The following is a 21,290-nucleotide window of genomic DNA, read 5'->3' on the forward strand; positions in this document are numbered from 1 at the left end:
ATGACGACGATGGCGTATGCGGTGAAGGAGATGTTCGCGACCCTCCAGGGCGAGGGGGCGCAGGCCGGACGGGCCTCGGTGTTCTGCCGGTTCGCCGGCTGCAACCTGTGGTCCGGGCGCGAGGAGGATCGCGCGGACGCCGTCTGCCGCTTCTGCGACACCGATTTCGTCGGCATGGACGGTGAAGGCGGCGGACGCTTCGACGGCGCCGAAGCCCTGGCCGACGCCATCGCCGCGCTCTGGCCCGAGAACCGCGCCCATCGCTACGTGGTGTTCACCGGCGGCGAACCGCTGCTGCAGCTCGACACGGCTCTGCTGGAGGCCATGCATGCGCGCGGCTTCGAGGTCGCGGTGGAAACCAACGGCACCCTGCCCGCCCCTGCCGGCATCGACTGGATCTGCGTCAGCCCCAAGGCCGGCAATCCGTTGAAGCAACGCGCTGGTTCCGAGCTGAAGCTCGTCTTCCCGCAGACCGAGATCGACCCCGCCGACATGGAAGGGCTCGATTTCAGCCATTTCTTTCTCCAGCCGATGGACGGGCCGGAGCAGGCGGCCAACACCGAGGCGGCGATCCGCTACTGCCTCGCCCATCCGCGCTGGCGCCTCAGCCTGCAGACCCACAAGCTGCTGGGAATCCCCTGATGAGCACCGACATGACGATCCAACCCGGCGGCGCGCTCGTGCTGTTCTCCGGCGGACAGGATTCCGCCACCTGTCTCGCCTGGGCGCTGGACCGGTTCGATCGCGTGGAAACGCTGGGCTTCGATTACGGCCAACGGCACAGCGTAGAGCTCGAATGCCGCGACACGCTGCGCGCCGGCATGGTGGCCCGACGCACGCTCTGGACCGACCGGCTCGGCCCCGACCACACCCTCGACCTGCCGGTGCTGGGCCAGTTATCCGACACGGCGCTGACGCGCGAAGCCGCGATCGCCTTCACCGAAGGCGGCCTGCCCAACACCTTCGTGCCCGGCCGCAACCTGCTGTTCCTCACCTTCGCCGCCGCCCTCGCCACGCGCCGCGGGCTCAAGCACATCGTCGGCGGCATGTGTGAGACCGATTATTCCGGCTACCCCGATTGCCGCGACGACACCATCAAGTCGCTCCAGGCCACGCTCAATCTCGGCATGGACAGCCGCTTCGTGCTGCACACCCCGCTGATGTGGCTCGACAAGGCCGCCACATGGCGACTGGCCGAACGGCTCGGCGGCGACGATCTGGTCGGGCTGATCCGCGACGACAGCCATAGCTGCTATCTCGGCGACCGCACCCACGCACATGACTGGGGACGCGGCTGCGGCGAATGTCCGGCCTGCGAGCTCCGCCGCCGCGGCTGGGAACAATACAGCGCCGAACGCGGCCCCGCCCGCGCCCTGCCGCCCGGTCCCGTTTCCGATGCTTGAACTGCGCTTCACGCGCCGCTTCTCCATGGGCCACCGCCTGATCGCCGGCGCCTCGGAAAGCTGCGCCCTGCCGCACGGCCACAACGAGTTCGTGCGCGTGCGCCTGGTGGCGAACGACCAGCGCCCGCTCGACGGGCACGGCAACATGGTGGTCTCGTTCCAGCGCGCCAAGGGACGCTGGCACCGCTTCGTGGACGACCGGCTCGACCACGCGCTCCAGCTGTCCGACGCCGACCCGCTGCTCGGCTGGTTCCGTGCCAACGAACCCGAACGCGCCGCGCGCATCGTGGTGACGCCGGGCGATCCCACCACCGAACTGATGTGCTGCCTGCTCTGGAGCAAGCTCTCGGCGATCCTGCGCGACGACGGCGATCTGCTGCGCTGTGCCGAACTTTCCATCGAGGAAACGCCCACCAACGAGGTCTCCGTCACGGCGGAAGCGGCGCAGGCGCTGCTGCCGGGGCGGGAGGGGTGGTGGATGCGGGCGGATTCGAGCATCAGCTAGGGGGAACGGGGCTCTGCCCCGGACCCCGCCAGGGAGCTGGGCTCCCTGGACCCCCGAATGTTTGCGCCCCGAGGGTAAGCGATGAGTGATGATGGTTCTTCGGCCCTGACGCAGTTGGGGCGGCATACGGAAACGCCGGCCAGCCCGGAACAGGCGGTGCTGGAGCGCGTGCCGGCGCCGCATAAGGGGCGGCACTATCTGGTGCGCTTCACCGCGCCGGAGTTCACCTCGCTCTGCCCGGTCACAGGCCAGCCCGATTTCGCCCATCTGGTGATCGACTACGTCCCCCGCGACTGGATCGTGGAAAGCAAGTCGCTCAAGCTGTTCCTCACCTCGTTCCGCAACCACGGCGCCTTCCACGAGGATTGCTCCGTCCGCATCGCCTCCACGCTGGTCGATCTGCTCGACCCGGTCTGGCTGCGCATCGGCGCCTACTGGTATCCGCGCGGCGGCATCCCGATCGACGTGTTCTGGCAGACGGGCGCCCCGCCGGCGGATGTCTGGGTGCCGGACCAGGGCGTGCCGACCTATCGCGGGCGCGGCTGAGCCTCACGGCGACGCGGCGGCACCCGGCAGCCTGAGCCCCAGCCCTTCTCGCGGCGGCGGTGCATCCTCCGCCGCCGGCCGTCCTGCCAGCAGATCCGACAACACCACGAGTTCGGGGCGCGACATCTCGACCTGAGCCGAGCGGCCGCAATCGGCGCCATGCTCCAGCACCGCCTGCATGGCGCGGTATCGCGCGTCCGGATCGGGATCGGCCACCACCTGCCCCAACGAAACGGTCGCGCCGCCGGACCAGTCGGCGACCCAATGCCCGTCGCCATCGGTGGCCACCAGCGTCAGCGTGCCGCCCCCTTCCCCGGCCATGGCGGCAGGGTCGAGCGAACATCCGGCATCCCCGCCGGCGAAGCGCCCGTCCTGCCGCAGCAGGGCGACGGTCAAGGTCCGGGAAGCAGCCGGCGCCGCGAGGTTCGGATCGCCGCGATCGAAACGCAGCACCTGGCCCGATGCGAACGAGATCGGACTCGCCCCGTCATGCGACGCCTCGTCATGCGGCGCCCCGTCATGCGCATCGTGCCGGTCGTGCATCTGCACGATCATCAGCAGGACGCGCAGCACCAGAACGATCGGCAAGGCGATGGCCGCCCAGCGGCGCAACGTGCTCTTCATCGCACGCACACCTCGTTGTCCCGCATCATGCCGTGCCCCTCCGCACACCGACAAAAACAGTGGCCGCGAACACGGCTGCGTCGGCGCAGCCCACACGATATTGTCAACCGCCCGGACGAACCACGATCACCCTGGCGCGGACGCAGCCTGATGGCGGATTTTCGCGAAACGAACGCTGTTTCCGCAGCGCTGACACGCTTCGAGATGCGCTTGCCTCCCGCGCCATCCCGCCCGATGCAACACGCGCCGTCGCGGCTGCGTTGCCCGGCGCGCACCCACAGGATCGGAGAACCGCATGCAGTCCAGAATCCATCCGGACGGCCTTCCCTCCGGGCTGCGTTTCTGGGGCATGCTGGCGATCCTGCTCGGCACCATCATGGCGGTGCTGGACGCCTCCGTCGCCAACATCGCGCTGCCGACCATCGCCCGCCAGTTGAAGGCGACGCCCGCAGAGGCGGTCTGGGTGGTGAACGCCTATCAGCTGGTTCTGGTGGCCACCATGCTGCCCTTGGCGGCGCTTGGCGAGAAGACCGGCTACAGGCGCGTCTATGGCGCGGGCCTCGCCCTGTTCGTGGCCGGCTCCTTGTTCTGCGCCCTGTCCGACAGCCTGCCGCTGCTGGTCGCGTCGCGCGTCGCGCAAGGGCTGGGCGCGGCCGGAATGATGAGCGTCAGCGGCGCCCTGGTGCGCCATGTCTGGCCGCTGGCCCTGCTGGGACGCGGGGTCGGGCTTCTGGCGCTGGTGGTGAGTCTGGCCGCGGCGGTCGGACCCAGCGTCGCCGCCGCCGTGCTGGCGGTCGCCAACTGGGAATGGCTGTTCGCCGTCAACGTGCCGATCGGCCTCGTGAACCTGTGGCTGGCGCGCCGCTTCCTGCCGCATGCGGAGCTGTCCCAAGGGCCGCTCGACAAGATCGGCGCCTTGCTGAACATGCTGTGTTTCGGGCTGTTCTTCATCGGCATCGACATCCTCACCCATGGCAGCGGCGCGCGCATCGCCGGCGCGCTGGTGCTCGCGGCGGCGATCGCGATCGGCGCGATCGGCCTACGGCGCGCCGCCGGGCTCGAGCGGCCGCTGATGCCGGTGGATCTGATGCGGATCCCGGTCTTCGCCCTGTCCATCTGCGCATCGGTCTGCGCCTTCAGCGCCTACGCGCTCGCCTTTCTGGCGCTGCCGTTCCATTTCGAGGACGCGCTGCATCTGGGTCAGGTGCAGACCGGCCTGTTGATGACGGCCTGGCCGGCGGCGATCACCGTGATCGCGCCCATGGCCGGACGCCTCACCGAACGCATCGCCCCCGCCCTTCTGGGCGGCGTCGGCATGGCGATCCTGGCCACCGGCTTCGTTCTGCTGGCGCTGCTGCCGGACGATGCCGGGCCGGTGGCGATCGCCTGGCGCATGATGATCTGCGGCGCCGGGTTCGGCCTGTTCCAGGCGCCCAACAACCGCGTCATGCTCGGCACCGCGCCGCGAGACCGCGCCGGCGCCGCCAGCGGCATGCTGGCCACCGCCCGCCTGTTCGGCCAGACCGGCGGCGCCACCCTGGCCGCGATCGGCTTCCGCCTGCTGCCGCATGGCGGCGAGCGCATCGAGATGCTGGCCTGCGCCGTGCTGGCGGTTCTCGCCGCCCTGTTCAGCGTCGGGCGGTTCCGCCGCCATCGCCAGGCATCCGCTGCCGGTGCGGCGTGATAGGGCCCGAGTGGATAAAAGACAGAAACAGAAAGAGCCTTCTTTTTCTGAAGAAAAAGAAGCAAAAAGACTTCTATCCGTTTAAATCTAAATAATTGGCGCTGCACTCACTTTAACAAACAAAAGTTCTTTGGTTCTTTCTTTCAAGAAAGAACATCCCCTTCGCCTGTCGACGTCAACGACCGCACGAACGCATCGGCAGCCTGGGTGCGGTAGCGCTCACGGTGCCGGAGCGCGTGGAACGGACGCGCCGGGAGCGCGAACGGCAGCGCGATCACCAGCCCGGCGGCCAAAGCCGCCCGCGCCACGTGCTGCGACAGGGCGGCAACGCCGTTTCCGGCCTGCACCGCGCTGAGCACGGCTTCGTTGGAGGGAAGAACGAGGCTGACGCGTAGGGCGGCGGGGTCGCAACCCGCCTCGGACAGGGCCGCTTCCAGGCTGGACCGCGTACCGGAGCCCGCCTCGCGCATGATCCAGGCGGCGCCGGACAGGTCGGTCGCCGTGAGCGAGGCGCGCCCGGCCCAGGGATGCGCGGGATGGCACAGGATCAGCAGCCGGTCCTGGCCGACCTCCAGCCGTTCCAGACAATCATGGCCGGTCGCACCCTCTACGAAACCGATCTCGCAGCCGCCGTCCAGCACGGCCTGCGCCACGTCGCTGGTGTTGCCGACATGGATGTCGAGATCCACCGTGGGATAGGCGGCGTGGAAGCGGGCCAGACGTTCCGGCAGCCAGTAGCCGGCGATGGTCTGGCTGGCATGGAGCCGCAGACGCCCGCGCCGCAGTCCGCCGAGATCGTCCAGAACCGCTTCCGCCAGCGCGGCGCGGTCGATCACCGCACGCGCCTCGGGCAGGAAGGCCCGCCCGTTCTCGTTCAGAACGATGCCGCGCCCGACCCGGTCGAACAAGCGGATCGCGTGCCGTTCCTCCAGAGCCGCCAGGGCATTGCTGACGGCGGACTGGGTCAGGTTGAGCGCGCGCGACGCCGCGGTGACGTGCTGACGCTCGGCTACCGCCAGGAAGATCCGGAGCTGTTCCAGGGTCACGCAATCGATCCTCCGATCGGATCATTCTGAACAGAACAATCCGTTGGAAGCAACGATCCGGACGGCCGATCCTGTGGCCGACCGGAGAAGGATGCTCGCATGACCGCCACAACGCTGCTGTCCGACAGGAACGTCCTGCCTGCGTCGCGGCTGGTGCCGTCCTGCGTGAGGCGGGTTCTGCCGGGGCTGGGTCTGTGCGCGTTCGTGACGATGCTGGCCACGCTTCTGGCCGGGATCGAGCGGCATCTGCTCGGGGCGGTGTGGCTGGAACCGCTGGTGCTGGCGATCGTGGTCGGCGCCGCGATCCGAACGGTCTGGACGCCGGGCCGCGTCTGGCAGCCCGGGATCGCGTTCAGCGCCAAGATCCTGCTGGAGATCGCCGTGGTGCTGCTGGGCGCGTCGGTCAGCGCCGCGACCGTTCTGGCGGCAGGACCGGCGCTGCTGCTCGGCATCGCCGCGGTCGTGGTGCTGGCGATCGCCTGCGGCTATACGCTCGGCCGCCTGTTCGGCCTGCCGCATCGCATGGCGACCCTGGTCACCTGCGGCAACGCGATCTGCGGCAATTCGGCCATCGCCGCGATCGCGCCGGTGATCGGCGCGGATGGCGAGGATGTCGCGGCGTCGATCTCGTTCACCGCCCTGTTCGGCGTTCTGCTGGTGCTGGTTCTGCCGCTGCTGGTGCCGGTTCTGCACCTGAGCGGGCTACAATACGGCGCCCTGGCCGGGCTCACCGTCTATGCGGTGCCGCAGGTTCTGGCGGCAACGGCGCCGGCCGGAGCGGTTGCGGTGCAGATCGGCACGCTGGTGAAGCTGGCGCGCGTGCTGATGCTGGGGCCGGTGGTGGTGGGCGCCACGCTGCTGAGCCGCCATCTGCGCGACGAGACCGACGAGGCGCCGCCGCATCTGACCGCAGGCGACCGGCCGAAGCCGGGCCGTCTTCCCCTGCACCGTCTGGTGCCGTGGTTCATTCTCGGCTTCCTGGGTCTGGCCGCTCTGCGCTCCGCCGGGCTGGTCCCCGCCGCTCTGCTGCATCCGGCTGCGGGCGCGGCCAGCCTGCTGACCGTGGTGTCGATGGCGGCCCTGGGTCTCGGCACCGATCTGCGCGTCGCCGCCCGCGCCGGGGCGCGGGTGACGGCGGTGGTGATGCTGTCGCTGCTGTGTCTGGCGCTGATCGGCGGCGGTTTGATCCGCCTCATCGGGCTGCACTGAGGGAGATCAGCCGAGCCTGCGTTCGAGAAAATCGCCGATCAGCGCAGCGATCTCGCGATGATGGGTTTCCAGCGCGAAATGGCCGGCATCGAGCAGATGGATCTCCGCATCCGGCACATCGCGCCGATAGGTCTCGGCGCCGGCCGGCAGGAAGAACGCGTCGTTCCGGCCCCAGACGGCCAGCAGAGGCGGGCGGTGGCTGCGGAGATAACGCTGGAAATCGGGGTAGAGCGCGACGTTGGAGCGGTAGTCCAGGATCAGGTCGAGCTGGATCTCGTCCGCCTCCGGCCGGTGCATGAACAGGCTGTCGAGCAGCCAGCCATCGGGGGATACGCTGCCGGGCGCAGCGCCGTGCTCGTGCTGGAAACGCAGCGCATCGTCCGCCAGGAAGGCCCGGACCGCGTCGCGATTCGCCTCGGTCGGCTCGCGCCAGTAGCGCTGCCAGGGCTCCCAATCGGCACTCAGGCCCTCTTCGTAGGCGTTGCCGTTCTGGCTGACGATGGCGCTGATCCGCTCCGGCCGTCGCGACGCCAGACGGAGCCCGACCGGGGCGCCGTAGTCGAAGATGTAGAGGCTGAAACGATCCAGGCCGAGCGCGGCCACGAAACCGTCGATCACCTCGGCCAGCGCGTCGAAGCTGTAGCGGAAGCGGTCGCGGGGCGGCGAGCGTGTCAGGCCGAAGCCGGGCAGGTCGGGCGCGATCACCCGGAAGCGGTCGGCGAGTTCGGGGATCAGGGTGGCGAACATGTGGCTGCTGGTGGGGAAACCGTGCAGCAGGAGGAGCACCGGCGCGTCGGCGGGGCCGGCCTCGCGGAAGAACACCTCGTGCTCGCCGACGGTCTGGGTGCGGTAGCGGATGGGAGACATCGGGGCGGTTCCTTTCGAACGGTCGCCCTATCGACGCATGTTTCAGGGACGGGAAGAATGCCCGACGGTTGTACGGCTTGCTTGCAGGATCTGAACGAATGGACCGTCTCGATGCCATGAGCCTGTTCGTGTCGGCGGTGGAGGGCGGGTCTCTGGCCGAGGCGGGGCGGCGTCATGGCCGGTCCGCCGCCACGGTGAGCCGTGCGGTGGCGCTGCTGGAAGCGCATGTCGGCGAGCCGCTTCTGCTGCGGTCAACCCGCAAGCTGAAGCCGACCGCGGCCGGGGTCCGGCACATGCTAGTCTGGTGCGAGGTGCTGTGGATGTTGGAGCGGCGTCCGCGCCAGGAGCAGGACGGGCTGCGCGGCGCCCTCGTGCTGACCGCGCCGGAGATGTTCGGGCGCCTGCATGTGATGCCGGTGATGGAAGGGTTCCTCCACGCGCACCGGGACGTGTCGGCGCGGATGCTTCTGCTGGATCGTGTGGTGGATCTGGTCGGCGAAGGGGTGGATGTGGCGGTGCGTCTGGCGCCGCTCAGGAGTTCGACCCTGATGACGATCCGTCTGGGCGAGGTCAGGAGTCTGATCTGCGCCGCGCCGGACTATCTGGCCCGCCATGGAACGCCGGACACGCCGCGCGCCCTGGAGCGGCACGACTGCATCGGCCAGAACGGCGACGGCGACGGGGCGCTGTGGAGCTTCAACACCGGCACGGCGCAAAAGCCCCTGGTGCGGGCGCAGCATGTGCGGACGCGTCTGGCGGTGAACACCGCGTCTGCGGCGATCGAGGCGGCGCTTAGGGGCCGGGGGATCGTGAATGCGCGCTCCTACCAGGTGGCGGAGCATCTGGAATCGGGGCGTCTGGTGCGTCTGCTGCGGGACCAGGAGCCGGGACCGATCCCGGCGCAGCTGGTGTTTCCGTCGGACCGGGCGCGGCCTGGGCTGACGCGGCGCTTCATCGAGCATGCCGTGCCGGTTCTGAAGGAAACGCTGGGGGAGATCGAGCGAGCGATCGACGGGTGAGAGGCCCGGGGTCAAAGGAGGTGTTGTTCTTTCTTGAAAGAAAGAACCAAAGAACTTTTGTTCGTTTGGTTCTGAGAACTGGGCCGGTTACGGCGCCAAACGGACAGAAGTCTTTTTGCTTCTTTTTCTTCAGAAAAAGAAGGCTTCTTCTGCTTCACATCCCCACCGTGTCCGAGACCCTCTCGGCCCTGTCAGCATCCGATCCCGTCCATGACTGCGACACGGGCCAGGATGCCCATGAAGGATTGAGCGGTTTTCCCGGAGCAGGTGAGAATTGCCTGTCCGGGCAGTGAGCGTCGGCCATGACAGGAACCGATGGTGGTTGTCGAATGGAGGCGTCCCGGCCGCACCTAAAGGGCCCTCCCCGCATCGCGGGTTGCGGAACAGGGTGAATGGGTGGCGACACCGCTATTTCGAGGAACAGGGACGCCTGGCCATCCGGCAGGGCCAGTCCCAACTTGCCATGGGCAAAGCGATCGACGACGCCGTGGGTTCGGCGGTCAAGCTCACCGAAACCGGCCTGCACGATGTGACGCCCCGTCTCACCGTCCCGCCGTCCCGCCGAGCCTTTATCTGATGGGCAAGGACGAGTTGGACCCGGAGAGCGACGATATCGTCGCCCGCACTATCCGCAGCCTTGGATTCCACATCGTATCGGCGAACAGAAATGAAAAACGATAATACAAATAGGGATTCAGTAAATTACATACGGAGCGCACTTACGGAAGATAATATTGGGACAACCCCCAACGAAAACAGGTTGTTTATCGTTGGATTTGCAGGACCATCTGCCCTTGGCCTGACCGGCGGAGGAATGTCTCTGTTTCTTTATCTCTTTCCTGAAGACAGAAGACATATCGCCACGCTTCCTGGATTCATACTGGCAATTTTCTTCGTTTGGTTTGTCCAGATCTCAATGCGTCGCGCCTATCAGATGAGGGATCGCGATCGCCGCATCGTGCTCATCGAAAAGCTGCGGATCGTCCCAACGATATCGATTGTCCTGTCAGTCGTCGGATTGCTGATCTCTTCGGCAGTCTGGTTTTTCGCACCGCCCGATACGTCTGAGACATTCCACGTTCTTTCAGGCGTGGCCCTTGTATTTTCGGTTGTTGGCGTTCTTCTGACGCCGTTTTCTTTCGCCGCCCGGCGCATCGGTTGGCTGGTCAATCCGAGATAGAGGCTGGCTCTGTTGGCGTGAACGACGTGGCTGTTTCGGGGATTGGTCCTGGCTTTGGGCAGGATGGCTTGGATGCTGACGGACGCGCAATGGAGGGTGCTTGAGCGCTTGGTCGGGGCGGTGCGGCCCCATGCCAGCGGTCCGCCAGCGCGCCAAGCGGCAACGAGGGCTCGGTCACCTGTCCGGCCTGGATTTCCATCCACCGTAACCCGGCCGAACAGCTTTGGGCGCGCCTCAAAGAATGACGCGCCCTGGCCACCCGCTCCGAAACGATCGCCGGAGCTTGTTTGGGCGTGCTTCGGAGGTTGAAAGGCCTAGTTGGTTTCGGCGGTCTCGACCTGGGCGCGGGCGGACTGGATGCGTTCCAGCAGGGGTTCGAGCGCCGGGACGTCGCTCTTGTCTGCGGCGTCGTAGGCGGCTTCGGCGTCGCGGAGGCGGGTTTCGCCGTCTGCGCGGGACAGCTCGGCGACCGGGGTCGCCGAATCGGCCAGGATGGTGCAGCGGCCGGCGGTGATCTCGGCGAAGCCGCCGGCCACGAAGAAGCGCTCGTCCGGCGCGCCGGTCACGTTCGGGGTGTCATAAAGCGAGACCACCCCGCCGCGCAGCAGCACGATGGTCGGCGCGTGATCCTGCATCGCCGCGAGATCGCCTTCCGAACCCGGCATCACCACCATCTCGACGGCGCGGCTCAGCAGGCGCTTCTCGGGGCTGACGATCTCGACGTCGATCGGCATGTTGTTAGCCCTGCTCTTTCATGGTGCGGGCCTTCTCGATCGCTTCGTCGATGGAGCCGACCATGTAGAACGCGCCTTCCGGCAGGTCGTCATGCTCGCCGGCGACGATCGCCTTGAAGGAGCGCACCGTGTCCTCGATCGACACCAGCTTGCCGGGGGCGCCGGTGAAGACTTCGGCCACGTGGAACGGCTGAGACAGGAAGCGCTGGATGCGGCGGGCGCGCGCGACCACCAGCTTGTCGTCTTCCGACAGCTCGTCCATGCCGAGAATGGCGATGATGTCCTGCAGCGACTTGTAGGTCTGCAGGATGCGCTGCACGTCGCGCGCCACCTGATAGTGCTCTTCGCCGACGATGGCCGGGTCGAGCGAACGCGAGGTGGAGTCGAGCGGATCGACCGCCGGATAGATGCCCAGCTCGGCGATCGAGCGGTTCAGCACCGTGGTCGCGTCCAGATGGGCGAAGGAGGTGGCGGGCGCCGGGTCGGTGAGGTCGTCGGCCGGAACGTAGATGGCCTGCACCGAGGTGATGGAGCCCTTCTTGGTGGAGGTGATGCGTTCCTGCAGCGCGCCCATGTCGGTGGCCAGCGTCGGCTGGTAGCCCACCGCGGACGGGATGCGGCCCAGCAGGGCGGACACTTCGGAGCCGGCCTGGGTGAAGCGGAAGATGTTGTCCACGAAGAACAGCACGTCCTGGCCTTCCTCGTCGCGGAAATATTCCGCGACGGACAGGCCGCTCAGCGCGACGCGGGCGCGGGCGCCCGGCGGCTCGTTCATCTGGCCGTAGACCAGCGCCACCTTGGAGCCCTCGGTGTTGTCCTCGTTCAGCTTGATCACGCCGGCGTCGATCATCTCGTAGTAGAGATCGTTGCCTTCACGGGTGCGCTCGCCGACGCCCGCGAACACGGACACGCCGCCATGCGCCTTGGCGATGTTGTTGATCAGTTCCTGGATCAGCACGGTCTTGCCGACGCCCGCGCCGCCGAACAGGCCGATCTTGCCGCCCTTGAGGTACGGGCAGAGCAGGTCGACGACCTTGATGCCGGTGACGAGGATCTCGGACGAGGCGGCCTGGTCCTCGAAGGACGGCGCGTCGCGGTGGATCGGGTAGTATTTCGTGGCGGGCACCGGGCCGCGCTCGTCGATCGGCTCGCCGATGACGTTGAGGATGCGTCCGAGCGTGCCCGGGCCGACCGGCACCTGGATCGGCGCGCCGGTGTCCTGCACCTCGGCGCCGCGCACCAGGCCGTCGGTGGTGTCCATGGCGATGCAGCGCACTTCGCGCTCGCCGATCTCCTGGGCCACTTCGAGCACCAGGGTCATGTCGCCGACCTTGCAGGTGAGCGCGTTCTGGATGAAGGGCAGCTCGCCTTCGAACTGCACATCGACCACGGCGCCCTTCACCTGGGTGACGCGTCCGACGATGTTGCGGCCCTGGTTCACAGCAGGAGCCTCGAGCGTGGTGGACATGGATTCAGCTCCTGGGAAACGGGATCAGACGGCTTCGGCGCCGGAGATGATCTCGATGAGTTCCTTGGTGATGTTGGCCTGGCGGGTGCGGTTGTAGGTCTGCGTCAGACGGTCGATCGCCTTGCCGGCGTTCCGCGTGGCGCTGTCCATGGCGGTCATGCGCGCGCCCTGCTCGCCCGCTGCGCTTTCCAGCATCGCGCGGTAGAGCTGGATCGCCAGGTTGCGCGGCAGCAGCCGGGCCAGAATGGTTTCCTCGTCCGGCTCGAACTCGTAGGACGCGTCGCTGTCGCCCAGCTCGTTGTCGTTGGACGGCAGGGCCAGCGGCACGAGCTGAAGCTCGGTCGGGGTCTGGGACATGACGTTGTTGAAGCGGTTGAACACCAGCGTCACCACGTCGACCTCGTCGCGCTCCACCATGAGGGCGATGCGGTCGGCCAGTTCCTGCGCGGCGGCGAAGGCCACGTCCTTGCCGGCGGAGCCGGGAACGCGATCGACGATGTCGCCGCGGAATTCGCGCTGCAGGAAGTCGGCGCCCTTGCGGCCGACCGGCAGCAGGCGGACCGTCTTGCCTTCGCCCCGGAGGCGCAGGATCAGCCGGCGCGTGGCGCGGCCGATATTGGAGTTGAAGCCGCCTGCCAGACCGCGATCGCTGGTGACGGACACGATCAGGTGGGTGCGGTCCCGGCCGTTGCCGGCCAGCAGCTTGGGCGCGCCGTCGCGGCCGGCCATGTTGCGGGCCAGCTCGGCCAGCATGCGCTGCATGCTTTCCGCGTAGGGGCGCGCCGCTTCCGCGCGCGTCTGCGCGCGGCGCAGCTTGGCGGCCGCGACCATCTTCATGGCGCTGGTGATCTTGCGCGTCGACTTGACGCTCGTGATCCGCGCCTTGAGGTCCTTCAGCGACGGCATCGAAGCCTCAGCCTTCGAAGCGGCGGGCGAAGTCGGTGAGGAACTTCGTCAGCTTCTCTTCGGTGTCCTTCTTGATCTCGCGCTGGTCGCGGATCGCGTCGAGGATGCCGTCGCCGTTGGAGCGCAGCTCGATCAGCATCTGCTTCTCGAACTTGGTGACCTTGTCCACCGGCACCTTGTCCAGGAAGCCGCGCGTGCCGGCGAACAGGACCGCCACCTGCTCCTGCACCGGGTACGGGGTGTTCTGCGGCTGCTTCAGCAGCTCGGTGAGGCGTGCGCCGCGTGCGAGCTGCTTCTGGGTGGCGGCGTCGAGATCGGAGGCGAACTGGGAGAAGGCCGCCATCTCGCGATACTGCGCCAGCTCCAGCTTGATCTTGCCGGCGACCTGCTTCATCGCCTTGATCTGGGCGGCCGAACCGACGCGGGACACGGAGCCGCCGACGTTCACCGCCGGGCGGATGCCCTTGAAGAACAGTTCGGTCTCCAGGAAGATCTGGCCGTCGGTGATGGAGATGACGTTGGTCGGGATATAGGCCGACACGTCGCCGGCCTGGGTCTCGATCACCGGCAGGGCGGTGAGGGAGCCGGCGCCGAACGCGTCGGACATCTTCGCCGCACGCTCCAGCAGGCGGGAGTGCAGGTAGAACACGTCGCCCGGATAGGCTTCGCGTGCCGGCGGACGGCGCAGCAGCAGCGACATCTGGCGATAGGCGACGGCCTGCTTGGAGAGGTCGTCATACGCGATCAGGGCGTGCATGCCGTTGTCGCGGAAGAACTCGCCCATGGCGGCGCCGGTATACGGGGCCAGATACTGCATCGGCGCCGGATCGGAGGCGGTGGCTGCGACCACGATGGAGTATTCCATCGCGCCGTTCTCTTCGAGCGTGCGGACGATCTGCGCGACCGTGGAGCGCTTCTGCCCCACCGCGACGTAGATGCAGTACATGCTCTTCTTGTCGTCGCCGAGGGCGTTCACCGGCTTCTGGGCGATGAAGCTGTCGAGCACGATGGCGGTCTTGCCGGTCTGGCGGTCGCCGATGATGAGCTCGCGCTGTCCGCGCCCGATCGGCACCAGGCTGTCGATCGACTTGATGCCGGTCTGCATCGGCTCGGACACGCTCTGGCGCGGCATGATGCCCGGCGCCTTCACCTCTGCGCGGCGGCGCTCGACGTCGACCAGCGGGCCCTTGCCGTCGATCGGGTTGCCGAGGCCGTCCACCACGCGGCCGAGCAGGCCGCGTCCGACCGGCACGTCCACCACGGTTCCGGTGCGTGCGACGGTGTCGCCTTCACGGATGGCGCGGTCGTCGCCGAACACCACGATGCCGACATTGTCGCTTTCGAGGTTGAGCGCCATGCCGCGCACGCCGGCGGAGGGGAATTCCACCATCTCGCCGGACATGACGTTCTGCAGGCCGTAGGCGCGGGCGATGCCGTCGCCGACCGAAAGGACGGTGCCGGTTTCGGCGATGTCGCTTTCGGTGTCGAAGGATGCGATCTGCTGCTTGAGGATGTCCGAAATCTCGGCGGGACGGATATCCATCACGCGGCTCCCTTCATGGCGTACTGCAGGCGTGCGAGGCGGGATTTGAGGCTAGCGTCGTAGAGCCGTGCGCCGACGCGCACGACCAGTCCGCCGAGCAGAGCGGGATCGACCCGCTCCTGGATGTTGACGCGACCGTAGCCGGCATCGGCCAGGCGCGCCTGAAGCTGTGTGCGCTGGAGGTCCGACAGCGGATGGGCGCTGGACACGCTGGCCACCACGATGCCGCGTCGCTCGGCGACCATGGCGGCGAAGGCGCGCAGGATGTCGCGCAGATGGCTCTGGCGGCGATTGGCGACCACCACGGCGGCGAAGCGGCGCACGAGGTCGCCGAAGCCCTGTCCGGCCAGCACGGCGTCGACCGCCTTGCGGGCCGCCTTGTTGTCGAGCACCGGGTTGGACAGCACGGCGCGGAGCGGGGCGCTTTCGTCGATCAGGCGTGCGAGGGCGTCGGCCTGATCCACCGCCTCGTCCAGCGCGCGTCGTTCGTCGGCCAGCTCGTAGAGCGCGGTGGCGTAGCGTCGCGCCACGCCGCCGGGCGGAACGGTTGCCGCGTCCTGGCCGAACTGGAACGCTGGGGTGCTGCCCGGAGTCACTCTTGCGCGTCCCTTCGCTTCATGCGGATTATTGGCCGCCCTGATCGTTGCGGCGCGTCTACCATGGGGTAAATCACCACGCAACACGCAGACGGAACCGTAACGGATTGCGCGACGCCTCCTGCGGGTGTGGCGCGTGCGCCGTTGTTGCTGACGCTGACGCTGGGGGAGCCGGCGCAGACGCTGTTCCAGGCGCTGCGCGACCGGCATTTCCCGCCCGAGCGCAACGTGGTGCCGGCGCATGTGTCGTTGTTCCATGCGCTGCCGGGCGAGGAGCGCGGGCAGATCCAGAAGCGGCTGGAGAGGCTGGAAAAGGACGGGCTGGCGGTGCGTCCGGCCGTGCGGGTCGATGCGCCGTATCCGATGGGGCGTGGCGTGGGGTTCAGGCTGCATTCGCCGGGGCTCGCGCAGATCCGGGCGGCGCTGGCGGCGGACTGGGCGCTCTGGCTGACGCCGCAGGACCGGCAGCCGTTCCGGCCGCATGTGACGGTGCAGAACAAGGTGGAGCCGGCGGTGGCGAAGGCGCTGCTGGCGCGGCTGAGCGCGGGGTTCGTGCCGTTCGAGACCGAGGGTGTGGCGATCCGGCTGTGGCGCTATCTGGGCGGGCCGTGGGAGGCGCTGTCGGTGCTGGAGCTGGCGGTGCGGGAGGGGTGAGCCCCCTCCCCTAGCCGGCGACCTCGCGCCGTTCGATCTGGATTCCGTCCATGCGGGACAGCACGGCCTCGCGGTTGGGCAGATGCGGGCCGAGCTGGGAGAGCTTGGCGGCGGCGAAGGCGAGGGAGAGGCGGGCGACGTGTTCCGGTTCCGCGTCCTCGGCGAGGGCGGCGACCAGGCCGGCGACCAGCGCGTCGCCCGCGCCGACGGAGACGCCGACGGCGAGCACGGGGGCGAGGCCGAGAAGCACGGCGCGTTCGCTGACGTAGAGTGCGCCTTCGGCGCCGCGCGAGACGACCACGAGGCCGACTCCGCGCCGGCAGATGGAGCGTGCGGCCCGGATCATGTGGTTGATGTCGGAGAAGCTTTCGCCGACCACGTCCTCGAGTTCTTCCTGATTGGGCTTGATCGCCCAGGGCATCGAATCGGCGGGGCCGGCCAGGGCTTCGCGCAGCGGCGGGCCGGCGGTGTCGAGGATGACGCGCGCGCCGTCGCGCTTGAGCGAGGCGAGCATATCGACATAGCCGTTCGCGGGCACGCCGGGCGGGAGCGAGCCGGACAGCACGACGATTCCGCCGGGCACGGTTTCGCTGGCGACCACGGCGCGGAGCTGGGCCATGTGGACCGGCAGCGGGGTGAGGCCGGGGAGGTTGATGTCCGTGGTGTCGCCTGCGGCCTCGTCCAGCAGTTTGATGTTGTTGCGGGTGTGGCCGGGGATGCGGACGAAGCGGTCGATGATGCCCTTGGAGGCGAGGAAGTCCTCGAAGGTGGCGGCGTTGGAGCCGCCGACGAGGCCGGTGGCGACGATCGGCGGGTCTTCCGGGCGGCGCCAGTCGGCGAGGCATCCGGCGACGTTGACGCCCTTGCCGCCGGCCTGACGGACCGAGGAGCGCGCGCGCAGCACGGTTCCGGGCACCAGCTCGTCCAGGCGGATGGTGTGATCGATCGCCGGGTTCAGCGTCACCGTCACGATGGACGGTCCCGCCGGAGCGGGGGTGGCGGAACCAGAAGCTGGGGCGGTCATGGCAACGTCCTTCCCGGGGATTTTCACCCAGCCTCGCAGCCTCGGGCGTCGACGGGAAGAGGCCAGCCCGAAAACCGCTCCGGCGTCTGCGCGCAATCGCCTTCCAGCGTCGCGTGCAGGAGCACCAGCACGGCGCCGTCCCCTTCCGGGAGCACCTTGTACAGATGTGTCCAGGGTTTGTCCCCTGGGGTGCGATGCACGGCGAGATGCCAGCCGCAGGGACGCATGCGGTTGAGGTGCGGGGTGTGTCCGAGACCGAGAAAGCGCGTGGTGTCGCCCGGCTTCACCGCGATCGGCATTCGGAGGCGGCGCAGCAGCGCGGCATCGTCCTGCACGGGATGGGCGAAACAAAGGGCGTCGAACACGGGAACCGGACTCCAGGCGTGTGGAGCGGGTTCGTTCCCGGCGACGCAGAGATGGAGCGGCGTGTTCCCGTTGGTTGCCGGAAGCGGCCGCATCTCCCGTTTCGGGACGCCACCTTGCCGGGACCGGCAGGTTGGCGTTGGGGACGAACCCAACTCCTGATGCAGTGCGGGTCTTACAGGGGGAGGCCGGGGGCTGCAAGCGGAGAAATCGCGCGGGGTGGCGCCGGGAGGGGCGGAGGGGATGCGGGCGGCAGATGAGCGAACATTTAATCGTTCCGCTTCGATGACGACCGGATCGGCGCGGCGCGCGGCGCGATCGGCGGTTCGCGGCGCGCGGACACGCGGCGATGCGGGGTCGGCCGGCGCGGACCGGGTTGGATGCAGGGGTCGTGCCCGTGCGGCTGCGGGCGGGAAAGCGGCGGGTCTTCGGGCGGCGCGGCCTTGACCCGCGGAACGGCAACGGTTCCCATCCCGCCCGAGTTTTTTCGAAGCAGGATGATCCCGAGCATGGCTCAGTTCTTTCGGTCGGGGGCCGCGCTGGCTGTCGCCTTGTTGTGCGGCACCGCCCTGTCCGGTGCGCCCACGCCCGCGCAGGCCGCCCCTGCCCCGACCCTGATGCGCTATCCGAACACGCAGGGCGGGCGCATCGTGTTCGTGGCGGACGGCAATCTTTGGACCGTGCCCTATGCCGGCGGCACCGCGACGCGTTTGACGGCGGATGACGGGCAGGACCTGCTGCCGCGCTTCTCGCCAGACGGGAAATGGATCGCCTACACGGCGACGGACCAGGGCAACCAGGACGTCTACGTGATTCCGTCCACGGGCGGCGAGGCGAAGCGTCTGACGTTCCATTCCGACGTGGTGGCGAAGGCGCCGACGCGCTGGGGCCCCAACAACATGGTGGTGACCTGGACGCCGGATTCGAAGAACGTCGTGTTCATGTCGCGTGCGGAGAGCTGGAATCCGTCGGTGCAGGAGCTGTTCACGGTTCCGGTGACGGGCGGGTTGCCGCAGCGTCTGCCGATCAACCGGGCCGGGTTCCTGACGTACAGCCCGGATGGCAAGAGCATCACGTACAGCAGCATCTTCCGCGATTTCCGCACCTGGAAGCGTTACGATGGCGGGCGGGCGTCGGACATCTACACCTATGATTTCTCCGGCAAGGCGCCGGTGCGGATCACGGACTGGAAGGGCACCGACACACAGCCGATGTGGGTGGGGCGCCGGATCTATTTTCTGTCCGATCGGGACAGCAACCGTCGCGCCAACATCTGGCGCTACGACCTGGACACGAAGCAGTTCGCCGAGGTCACGCATTTCGGCGACTACGACGTGGATTTCCCGTCCTATGGCGACAACGCGATCAGCTTCCAGCAAGGCGGCAAGCTGTGGCGGATCGATCTGCCGTCGGAGCAGCTGCATCAGGTCGAGGTGTCGGTTCCCGATGACGGCACGCGCATCCAGCCGCGCTGGGTGAAGGTGGGCGACGCGATCCGGGACACCGACACGGCGGGCGACGTGGATTACGCGATCTCGCCGAACGGCGAGCGTGCGGCGTTCTCCGCGCGCGGCGACATCGTGACCGTGCCGGCGGAGCATGGGGCGATCCGCAACATCACCCGCACGTCGGATGCGGACGAGGACCATCCGTCCTGGTCTCCGGACGGCACCGAGATCGCCTACACCACCGACGGCAGCGGCAACCAGCAGATCGCTGTGCGTCCGGCCGAGGGCGGGCCGGAGAAGCTGCTGACGCGGTTCCCGACCGGGTTCTTCTACACGCCGGTCTGGTCGCCGGACGGAAAGCTGCTGGCCGTGCCGGATGCGAACCACAATCTGTGGCTGATCCCCGCGAGTGGCGGCGAGGCGCGTCTGGTGGCGAAGGATCCGATCAACGAGATCCACGACGTCACGTTCTCGCCGGACAGCAAGTGGCTGTCGTTCAGCACCACGCGCGATCACAGCCGCAGGGAGCTGCATCTCTACGAGATCGCTGTGAGCCAGGATCGCGTGATCAGCCGTCCGGAGAACAGCGACCACGATCCCGCCTTCACGCCGGACGGCAAGTATCTCGCGTTCATCTCGGAACGTCACGAATTGCCGGCGTTCTCGGACAGCGAGTTCAACATTGCCACGGTGAAGTCGAGCGGCATCTATCTGGCGACGTTGCAGGCGGACACGCCGTCTCCGTTCGCGCCGCGTTCGGACGAGGGGGCGGTGACGCCTGCCGCGTCCGGCGATGCCGGGCCTGGGAAGAAGGCGGCGGATGCGTCGGCCTCGCATCACGATGCGTCGGCGGATTCGCGCAATCCCAATGCCGGCGTGCTGCATATCGATGTCGACGGTTTGATCGAGCGGGCGGTGCCGTTGCCGATCCCGCCGGCGCATATCGACGCGATGGATGTGCGCGGCAACACCGTGTTCTACCAGACCTCCGGGATTCCGCTGATCGAAGGCCAGGTTCCGGGCGAGAAGGCGGTACTGCATGCCTATGATCTGACCGCGCGCAAGGACGAGACGGTGGTGGACGGGTTGTCGTCCTATGTTCTGTCGCGCGACGGCAAGCGTGTTCTATTCAAGCAGGACAAGGATTGGCACATCGCCGACGCGAAGCCGGGCCATGGCGACGACAAGACGCTGCCGACCGCGGACATGCGCTCGCGGATCGATCCGCGCGAGGAATGGGCGGAGATGTTCAACAACGCCTGGCGCCTGGATCGCGATCTTTTCTACAACGCGTCGATGAACGGCGACGACTGGAACAAGGTGCGGGAGCGCTACGGCAAGCTTCTGCCTCTGCTGGGATCGCGTGCCGATCTGACCTGGCTGATCGGCGAGGTGCAGGGCGAGCTCGGCAATTCGCATACCTATTCCAACAACGGCGACGACAACGACAAGACCGAGCAGGTGCCGACGCCGCTTCTGGGTGTGGATTACGCGCTCGACAGCGCGACCGGACGGTATCGCTTCGCGCGCATCTATCCTGGCGACAACAGCCGGAAGGAGTATCGCAGCCCTCTGACGGAGCCGGGCGTGAACGTGCATGCCGGCGATTATCTGCTGGCGGTGAACGGTGTGGAGCTGAAGGCGCCGACCGATCCGTTCAGCCTGTTCGTGGGTCTGACCGGGCCGATTACCCTCACCGTGGCGCATTCCACCACCGGGCCGCGCCGCGACGTGACGGTGAACCCGATCCCGAACGAGCTGGCCGTGCGCGAGCAGTACTGGATCGACCATAACCGCGAGAAGGTGAACCAGCTTTCGGGCGGCCGTGTCGGCTATATCTATCTGAGCGACATGGAAAGCCTGGGGATGGAGCAGTTCATCCGCCAGTTCTATTCGCAGCTCGACAAGCAGGCGCTGCTGATCGACGACCGCTACAACAATGGCGGCTTCATCGACCAGATCGTGCTGGAGCGTCTGCGCCGCGTTCTGGTGGGGATGAGCACCAATCGCGAGGGCATGGCGTCGACCACGCCGCAGGAGGTGGTGGACGGGCCGAAGGCGGTTCTGATGAACCATTATTCGGCGTCGGACGGCGACATCTTCCCGTACTATTTCCGCAAATACGGGCTGGGCAAGCTGATCGGCACGCGCACCTGGGGCGGCGTGCGCGGCATTCGCGGCAACTGGGGGCTGCTGGATGGGGGCTCGATCACGATTTCCGAAGACGCGCTCTACGGTCTCGACGGCAAGTGGGCGATCGAGAACCACGGCGTCGATCCGGACGTGGTGGTCGAGGATACGCCGAGCGAGTTCCTGACCGACCACGACATCCAGCTGGAAACGGGTGTGAAGGTGCTGGTGGATCAGCTCAACGCGCATCCGCACAAGACGGTCCTGCCGCCGCCGGCGATGCCGGCCTATCCGGCGGATGGTGTCGTGCCGCCGATGCACTGACGCGGCGGGGTGCGGGG

The 21,290-nt window shown here is 67.7% G+C and carries 21 protein-coding genes and 1 riboswitch; of the genes, 10 read left to right on the top strand and 11 right to left on the bottom strand.

Going from position 1 to position 21,290, the window contains the following annotated elements; translation table 11 throughout:
* Positions 1 to 9 precede the first annotated feature (9 nt).
* The 4 genes from queE to queF all read left to right on the top strand — a co-directional run bounded on the left by queE (position 10) and on the right by queF (position 2,454).
* Positions 10 to 642, top strand: a complete 633-nt coding sequence (gene queE, locus ACZ5BM_RS06255) for a 7-carboxy-7-deazaguanine synthase QueE (RefSeq protein ID WP_498911519.1) — start codon at positions 10 to 12, stop codon at positions 640 to 642.
* Positions 642 to 1,403 carry a 7-cyano-7-deazaguanine synthase gene (gene queC / locus ACZ5BM_RS06260; protein ID WP_498910669.1) on the top strand — a complete coding sequence of 254 codons (762 nt, stop codon included), beginning with the start codon at positions 642 to 644 and terminating at the stop codon, positions 1,401 to 1,403. The genes queE and queC overlap by 1 nt, the downstream gene beginning before the upstream one ends.
* Entirely contained in the window at positions 1,396 to 1,908 is a 513-nt protein-coding gene (locus tag ACZ5BM_RS06265) for a 6-pyruvoyl trahydropterin synthase family protein (protein ID WP_498910671.1), read from the top strand. Before queC ends, ACZ5BM_RS06265 begins: the two co-directional genes overlap by 8 nt.
* 81 nt (positions 1,909 to 1,989) lie before the next feature.
* On the top strand, positions 1,990 to 2,454 hold the full coding sequence (gene queF / locus ACZ5BM_RS06270) for a preQ(1) synthase (RefSeq protein WP_498910673.1): 465 nt from the start codon (positions 1,990 to 1,992) through the stop codon (positions 2,452 to 2,454).
* 3 nt (positions 2,455 to 2,457) lie between these two features.
* Here queF and ACZ5BM_RS06275 read toward each other — a convergent pair whose 3' ends face one another.
* Entirely contained in the window at positions 2,458 to 3,078 is a 621-nt protein-coding gene (locus ACZ5BM_RS06275; RefSeq protein ID WP_498910675.1) for a hypothetical protein, read from the bottom strand.
* Positions 3,079 to 3,373: 295 nt separating this feature from the next.
* Here ACZ5BM_RS06275 and ACZ5BM_RS06280 point away from each other — a divergent pair, with 295 nt between their 5' ends.
* Entirely contained in the window at positions 3,374 to 4,762 is a 1,389-nt protein-coding gene (locus ACZ5BM_RS06280; RefSeq protein WP_498910677.1) for an MFS transporter, read from the top strand.
* Positions 4,763 to 4,905: 143 nt separating this feature from the next.
* Here ACZ5BM_RS06280 and ACZ5BM_RS06285 read toward each other — a convergent pair whose 3' ends face one another.
* Complete coding sequence (locus tag ACZ5BM_RS06285; protein ID WP_498910679.1) at positions 4,906 to 5,808, bottom strand: LysR family transcriptional regulator; 903 nt, start codon at positions 5,806 to 5,808, stop codon at positions 4,906 to 4,908.
* A 99-nt stretch (positions 5,809 to 5,907) separates the two neighbouring features.
* Between ACZ5BM_RS06285 and ACZ5BM_RS06290 the strand changes: the two genes are divergently transcribed.
* Positions 5,908 to 7,017, top strand: coding sequence for a YeiH family protein (locus ACZ5BM_RS06290; RefSeq protein ID WP_498910681.1), 1,110 nt, complete (start codon positions 5,908 to 5,910; stop codon positions 7,015 to 7,017).
* 6 nt (positions 7,018 to 7,023) lie between these two features.
* Here ACZ5BM_RS06290 and ACZ5BM_RS06295 read toward each other — a convergent pair whose 3' ends face one another.
* Positions 7,024 to 7,884, bottom strand: coding sequence for an alpha/beta fold hydrolase (locus ACZ5BM_RS06295; protein WP_498910683.1), 861 nt, complete (start codon positions 7,882 to 7,884; stop codon positions 7,024 to 7,026).
* Between the two features lie 98 nt (positions 7,885 to 7,982).
* Between ACZ5BM_RS06295 and ACZ5BM_RS06300 the strand changes: the two genes are divergently transcribed.
* Positions 7,983 to 8,903, top strand: a complete 921-nt coding sequence (locus ACZ5BM_RS06300; protein ID WP_498910685.1) for a LysR family transcriptional regulator — start codon at positions 7,983 to 7,985, stop codon at positions 8,901 to 8,903.
* A gap of 667 nt (positions 8,904 to 9,570) precedes the next feature.
* Complete coding sequence (locus ACZ5BM_RS06305) at positions 9,571 to 10,083, top strand: hypothetical protein (protein ID WP_498910687.1); 513 nt, start codon at positions 9,571 to 9,573, stop codon at positions 10,081 to 10,083.
* Between the two features lie 314 nt (positions 10,084 to 10,397).
* Here the strand turns inward: ACZ5BM_RS06305 and atpC are convergent, their stop codons facing one another.
* The 5 genes from atpC to ACZ5BM_RS06330 are packed head-to-tail and all read right to left on the bottom strand — an operon-like array spanning position 10,398 to position 15,264.
* Positions 10,398 to 10,817, bottom strand: coding sequence for a F0F1 ATP synthase subunit delta/epsilon (gene atpC / locus ACZ5BM_RS06310; protein ID WP_498910689.1), 420 nt, complete (start codon positions 10,815 to 10,817; stop codon positions 10,398 to 10,400).
* Positions 10,818 to 10,821: 4 nt separating this feature from the next.
* Complete coding sequence (gene atpD, locus ACZ5BM_RS06315) at positions 10,822 to 12,285, bottom strand: F0F1 ATP synthase subunit beta (protein ID WP_498910691.1); 1,464 nt, start codon at positions 12,283 to 12,285, stop codon at positions 10,822 to 10,824.
* Positions 12,286 to 12,309: 24 nt separating this feature from the next.
* Positions 12,310 to 13,191 carry a F0F1 ATP synthase subunit gamma gene (locus ACZ5BM_RS06320; protein WP_498910692.1) on the bottom strand — a complete coding sequence of 294 codons (882 nt, stop codon included), beginning with the start codon at positions 13,189 to 13,191 and terminating at the stop codon, positions 12,310 to 12,312.
* Positions 13,192 to 13,198: 7 nt separating this feature from the next.
* The gene (gene atpA / locus ACZ5BM_RS06325; RefSeq protein ID WP_498910694.1) at positions 13,199 to 14,734 is read right to left on the bottom strand and encodes a F0F1 ATP synthase subunit alpha; all 1,536 of its coding nucleotides are present in this window, start codon (positions 14,732 to 14,734) and stop codon (positions 13,199 to 13,201) included.
* The gene (locus tag ACZ5BM_RS06330) at positions 14,734 to 15,264 is read right to left on the bottom strand and encodes a F0F1 ATP synthase subunit delta (protein ID WP_498911521.1); all 531 of its coding nucleotides are present in this window, start codon (positions 15,262 to 15,264) and stop codon (positions 14,734 to 14,736) included. Before ACZ5BM_RS06330 ends, atpA begins: the two co-directional genes overlap by 1 nt.
* Positions 15,265 to 15,459: 195 nt before the next feature.
* Between ACZ5BM_RS06330 and ACZ5BM_RS06335 the strand changes: the two genes are divergently transcribed.
* Positions 15,460 to 15,984 carry a 2'-5' RNA ligase family protein gene (locus ACZ5BM_RS06335; RefSeq protein ID WP_498910696.1) on the top strand — a complete coding sequence of 175 codons (525 nt, stop codon included), beginning with the start codon at positions 15,460 to 15,462 and terminating at the stop codon, positions 15,982 to 15,984.
* 10 nt (positions 15,985 to 15,994) lie between these two features.
* Here the strand turns inward: ACZ5BM_RS06335 and ACZ5BM_RS06340 are convergent, their stop codons facing one another.
* The 3 genes from ACZ5BM_RS06340 to ACZ5BM_RS06350 all read right to left on the bottom strand — a co-directional run bounded on the left by ACZ5BM_RS06340 (position 15,995) and on the right by ACZ5BM_RS06350 (position 17,882).
* Positions 15,995 to 17,008 (bottom strand): 1-phosphofructokinase family hexose kinase, encoded by a 1,014-nt coding sequence (locus ACZ5BM_RS06340; RefSeq protein ID WP_498910698.1) that lies wholly within the window; start codon positions 17,006 to 17,008, stop codon positions 15,995 to 15,997.
* Positions 17,009 to 17,031: 23 nt separating this feature from the next.
* A complete protein-coding gene (locus tag ACZ5BM_RS06345; protein WP_498910700.1) occupies positions 17,032 to 17,373 on the bottom strand; it encodes a hypothetical protein in 342 nt (113 codons plus the stop codon).
* A 60-nt stretch (positions 17,374 to 17,433) separates the two neighbouring features.
* Positions 17,434 to 17,541: riboswitch (SAM-I-IV-variant riboswitch) on the bottom strand.
* Between the two features lie 98 nt (positions 17,542 to 17,639).
* A complete protein-coding gene (locus ACZ5BM_RS06350; protein ID WP_498910702.1) occupies positions 17,640 to 17,882 on the bottom strand; it encodes a hypothetical protein in 243 nt (80 codons plus the stop codon).
* Between ACZ5BM_RS06350 and ACZ5BM_RS06355 the strand changes: the two genes are divergently transcribed.
* On the top strand, positions 17,881 to 21,273 hold the full coding sequence (locus tag ACZ5BM_RS06355) for a S41 family peptidase (RefSeq protein ID WP_498910704.1): 3,393 nt from the start codon (positions 17,881 to 17,883) through the stop codon (positions 21,271 to 21,273). The two genes, ACZ5BM_RS06350 and ACZ5BM_RS06355, sit on opposite strands and share 2 nt — an antisense overlap.
* The last annotated feature ends 17 nt before the right edge of the window (positions 21,274 to 21,290 follow it).

Source organism: Lichenicola sp. GTC18331, assembly GCF_055386855.1.

Coding starts and splice junctions, on each gene's coding strand:
- atpC (WP_498910689.1), bottom strand. CDS start 10,817: ATGCCGATCGACGTCGAGATCGTCAGCCCCGAGAAGCGCCTGCTGAGC.
- ACZ5BM_RS06355 (WP_498910704.1), top strand. CDS start 17,881: ATGGCTCAGTTCTTTCGGTCGGGGGCCGCGCTGGCTGTCGCCTTGTTG.
- ACZ5BM_RS06300 (WP_498910685.1), top strand. CDS start 7,983: ATGGACCGTCTCGATGCCATGAGCCTGTTCGTGTCGGCGGTGGAGGGC.
- ACZ5BM_RS06350 (WP_498910702.1), bottom strand. CDS start 17,882: ATGCTCGGGATCATCCTGCTTCGAAAAAACTCGGGCGGGATGGGAACC.
- queC (WP_498910669.1), top strand. CDS start 642: ATGAGCACCGACATGACGATCCAACCCGGCGGCGCGCTCGTGCTGTTC.
- ACZ5BM_RS06295 (WP_498910683.1), bottom strand. CDS start 7,884: ATGTCTCCCATCCGCTACCGCACCCAGACCGTCGGCGAGCACGAGGTG.
- queF (WP_498910673.1), top strand. CDS start 1,990: ATGAGTGATGATGGTTCTTCGGCCCTGACGCAGTTGGGGCGGCATACG.
- atpD (WP_498910691.1), bottom strand. CDS start 12,285: ATGTCCACCACGCTCGAGGCTCCTGCTGTGAACCAGGGCCGCAACATC.
- ACZ5BM_RS06320 (WP_498910692.1), bottom strand. CDS start 13,191: ATGCCGTCGCTGAAGGACCTCAAGGCGCGGATCACGAGCGTCAAGTCG.
- ACZ5BM_RS06340 (WP_498910698.1), bottom strand. CDS start 17,008: ATGACCGCCCCAGCTTCTGGTTCCGCCACCCCCGCTCCGGCGGGACCG.
- ACZ5BM_RS06305 (WP_498910687.1), top strand. CDS start 9,571: ATGAAAAACGATAATACAAATAGGGATTCAGTAAATTACATACGGAGC.
- ACZ5BM_RS06275 (WP_498910675.1), bottom strand. CDS start 3,078: ATGAAGAGCACGTTGCGCCGCTGGGCGGCCATCGCCTTGCCGATCGTT.
- ACZ5BM_RS06290 (WP_498910681.1), top strand. CDS start 5,908: ATGACCGCCACAACGCTGCTGTCCGACAGGAACGTCCTGCCTGCGTCG.
- ACZ5BM_RS06265 (WP_498910671.1), top strand. CDS start 1,396: ATGCTTGAACTGCGCTTCACGCGCCGCTTCTCCATGGGCCACCGCCTG.
- queE (WP_498911519.1), top strand. CDS start 10: ATGGCGTATGCGGTGAAGGAGATGTTCGCGACCCTCCAGGGCGAGGGG.
- ACZ5BM_RS06280 (WP_498910677.1), top strand. CDS start 3,374: ATGCAGTCCAGAATCCATCCGGACGGCCTTCCCTCCGGGCTGCGTTTC.
- atpA (WP_498910694.1), bottom strand. CDS start 14,734: ATGGATATCCGTCCCGCCGAGATTTCGGACATCCTCAAGCAGCAGATC.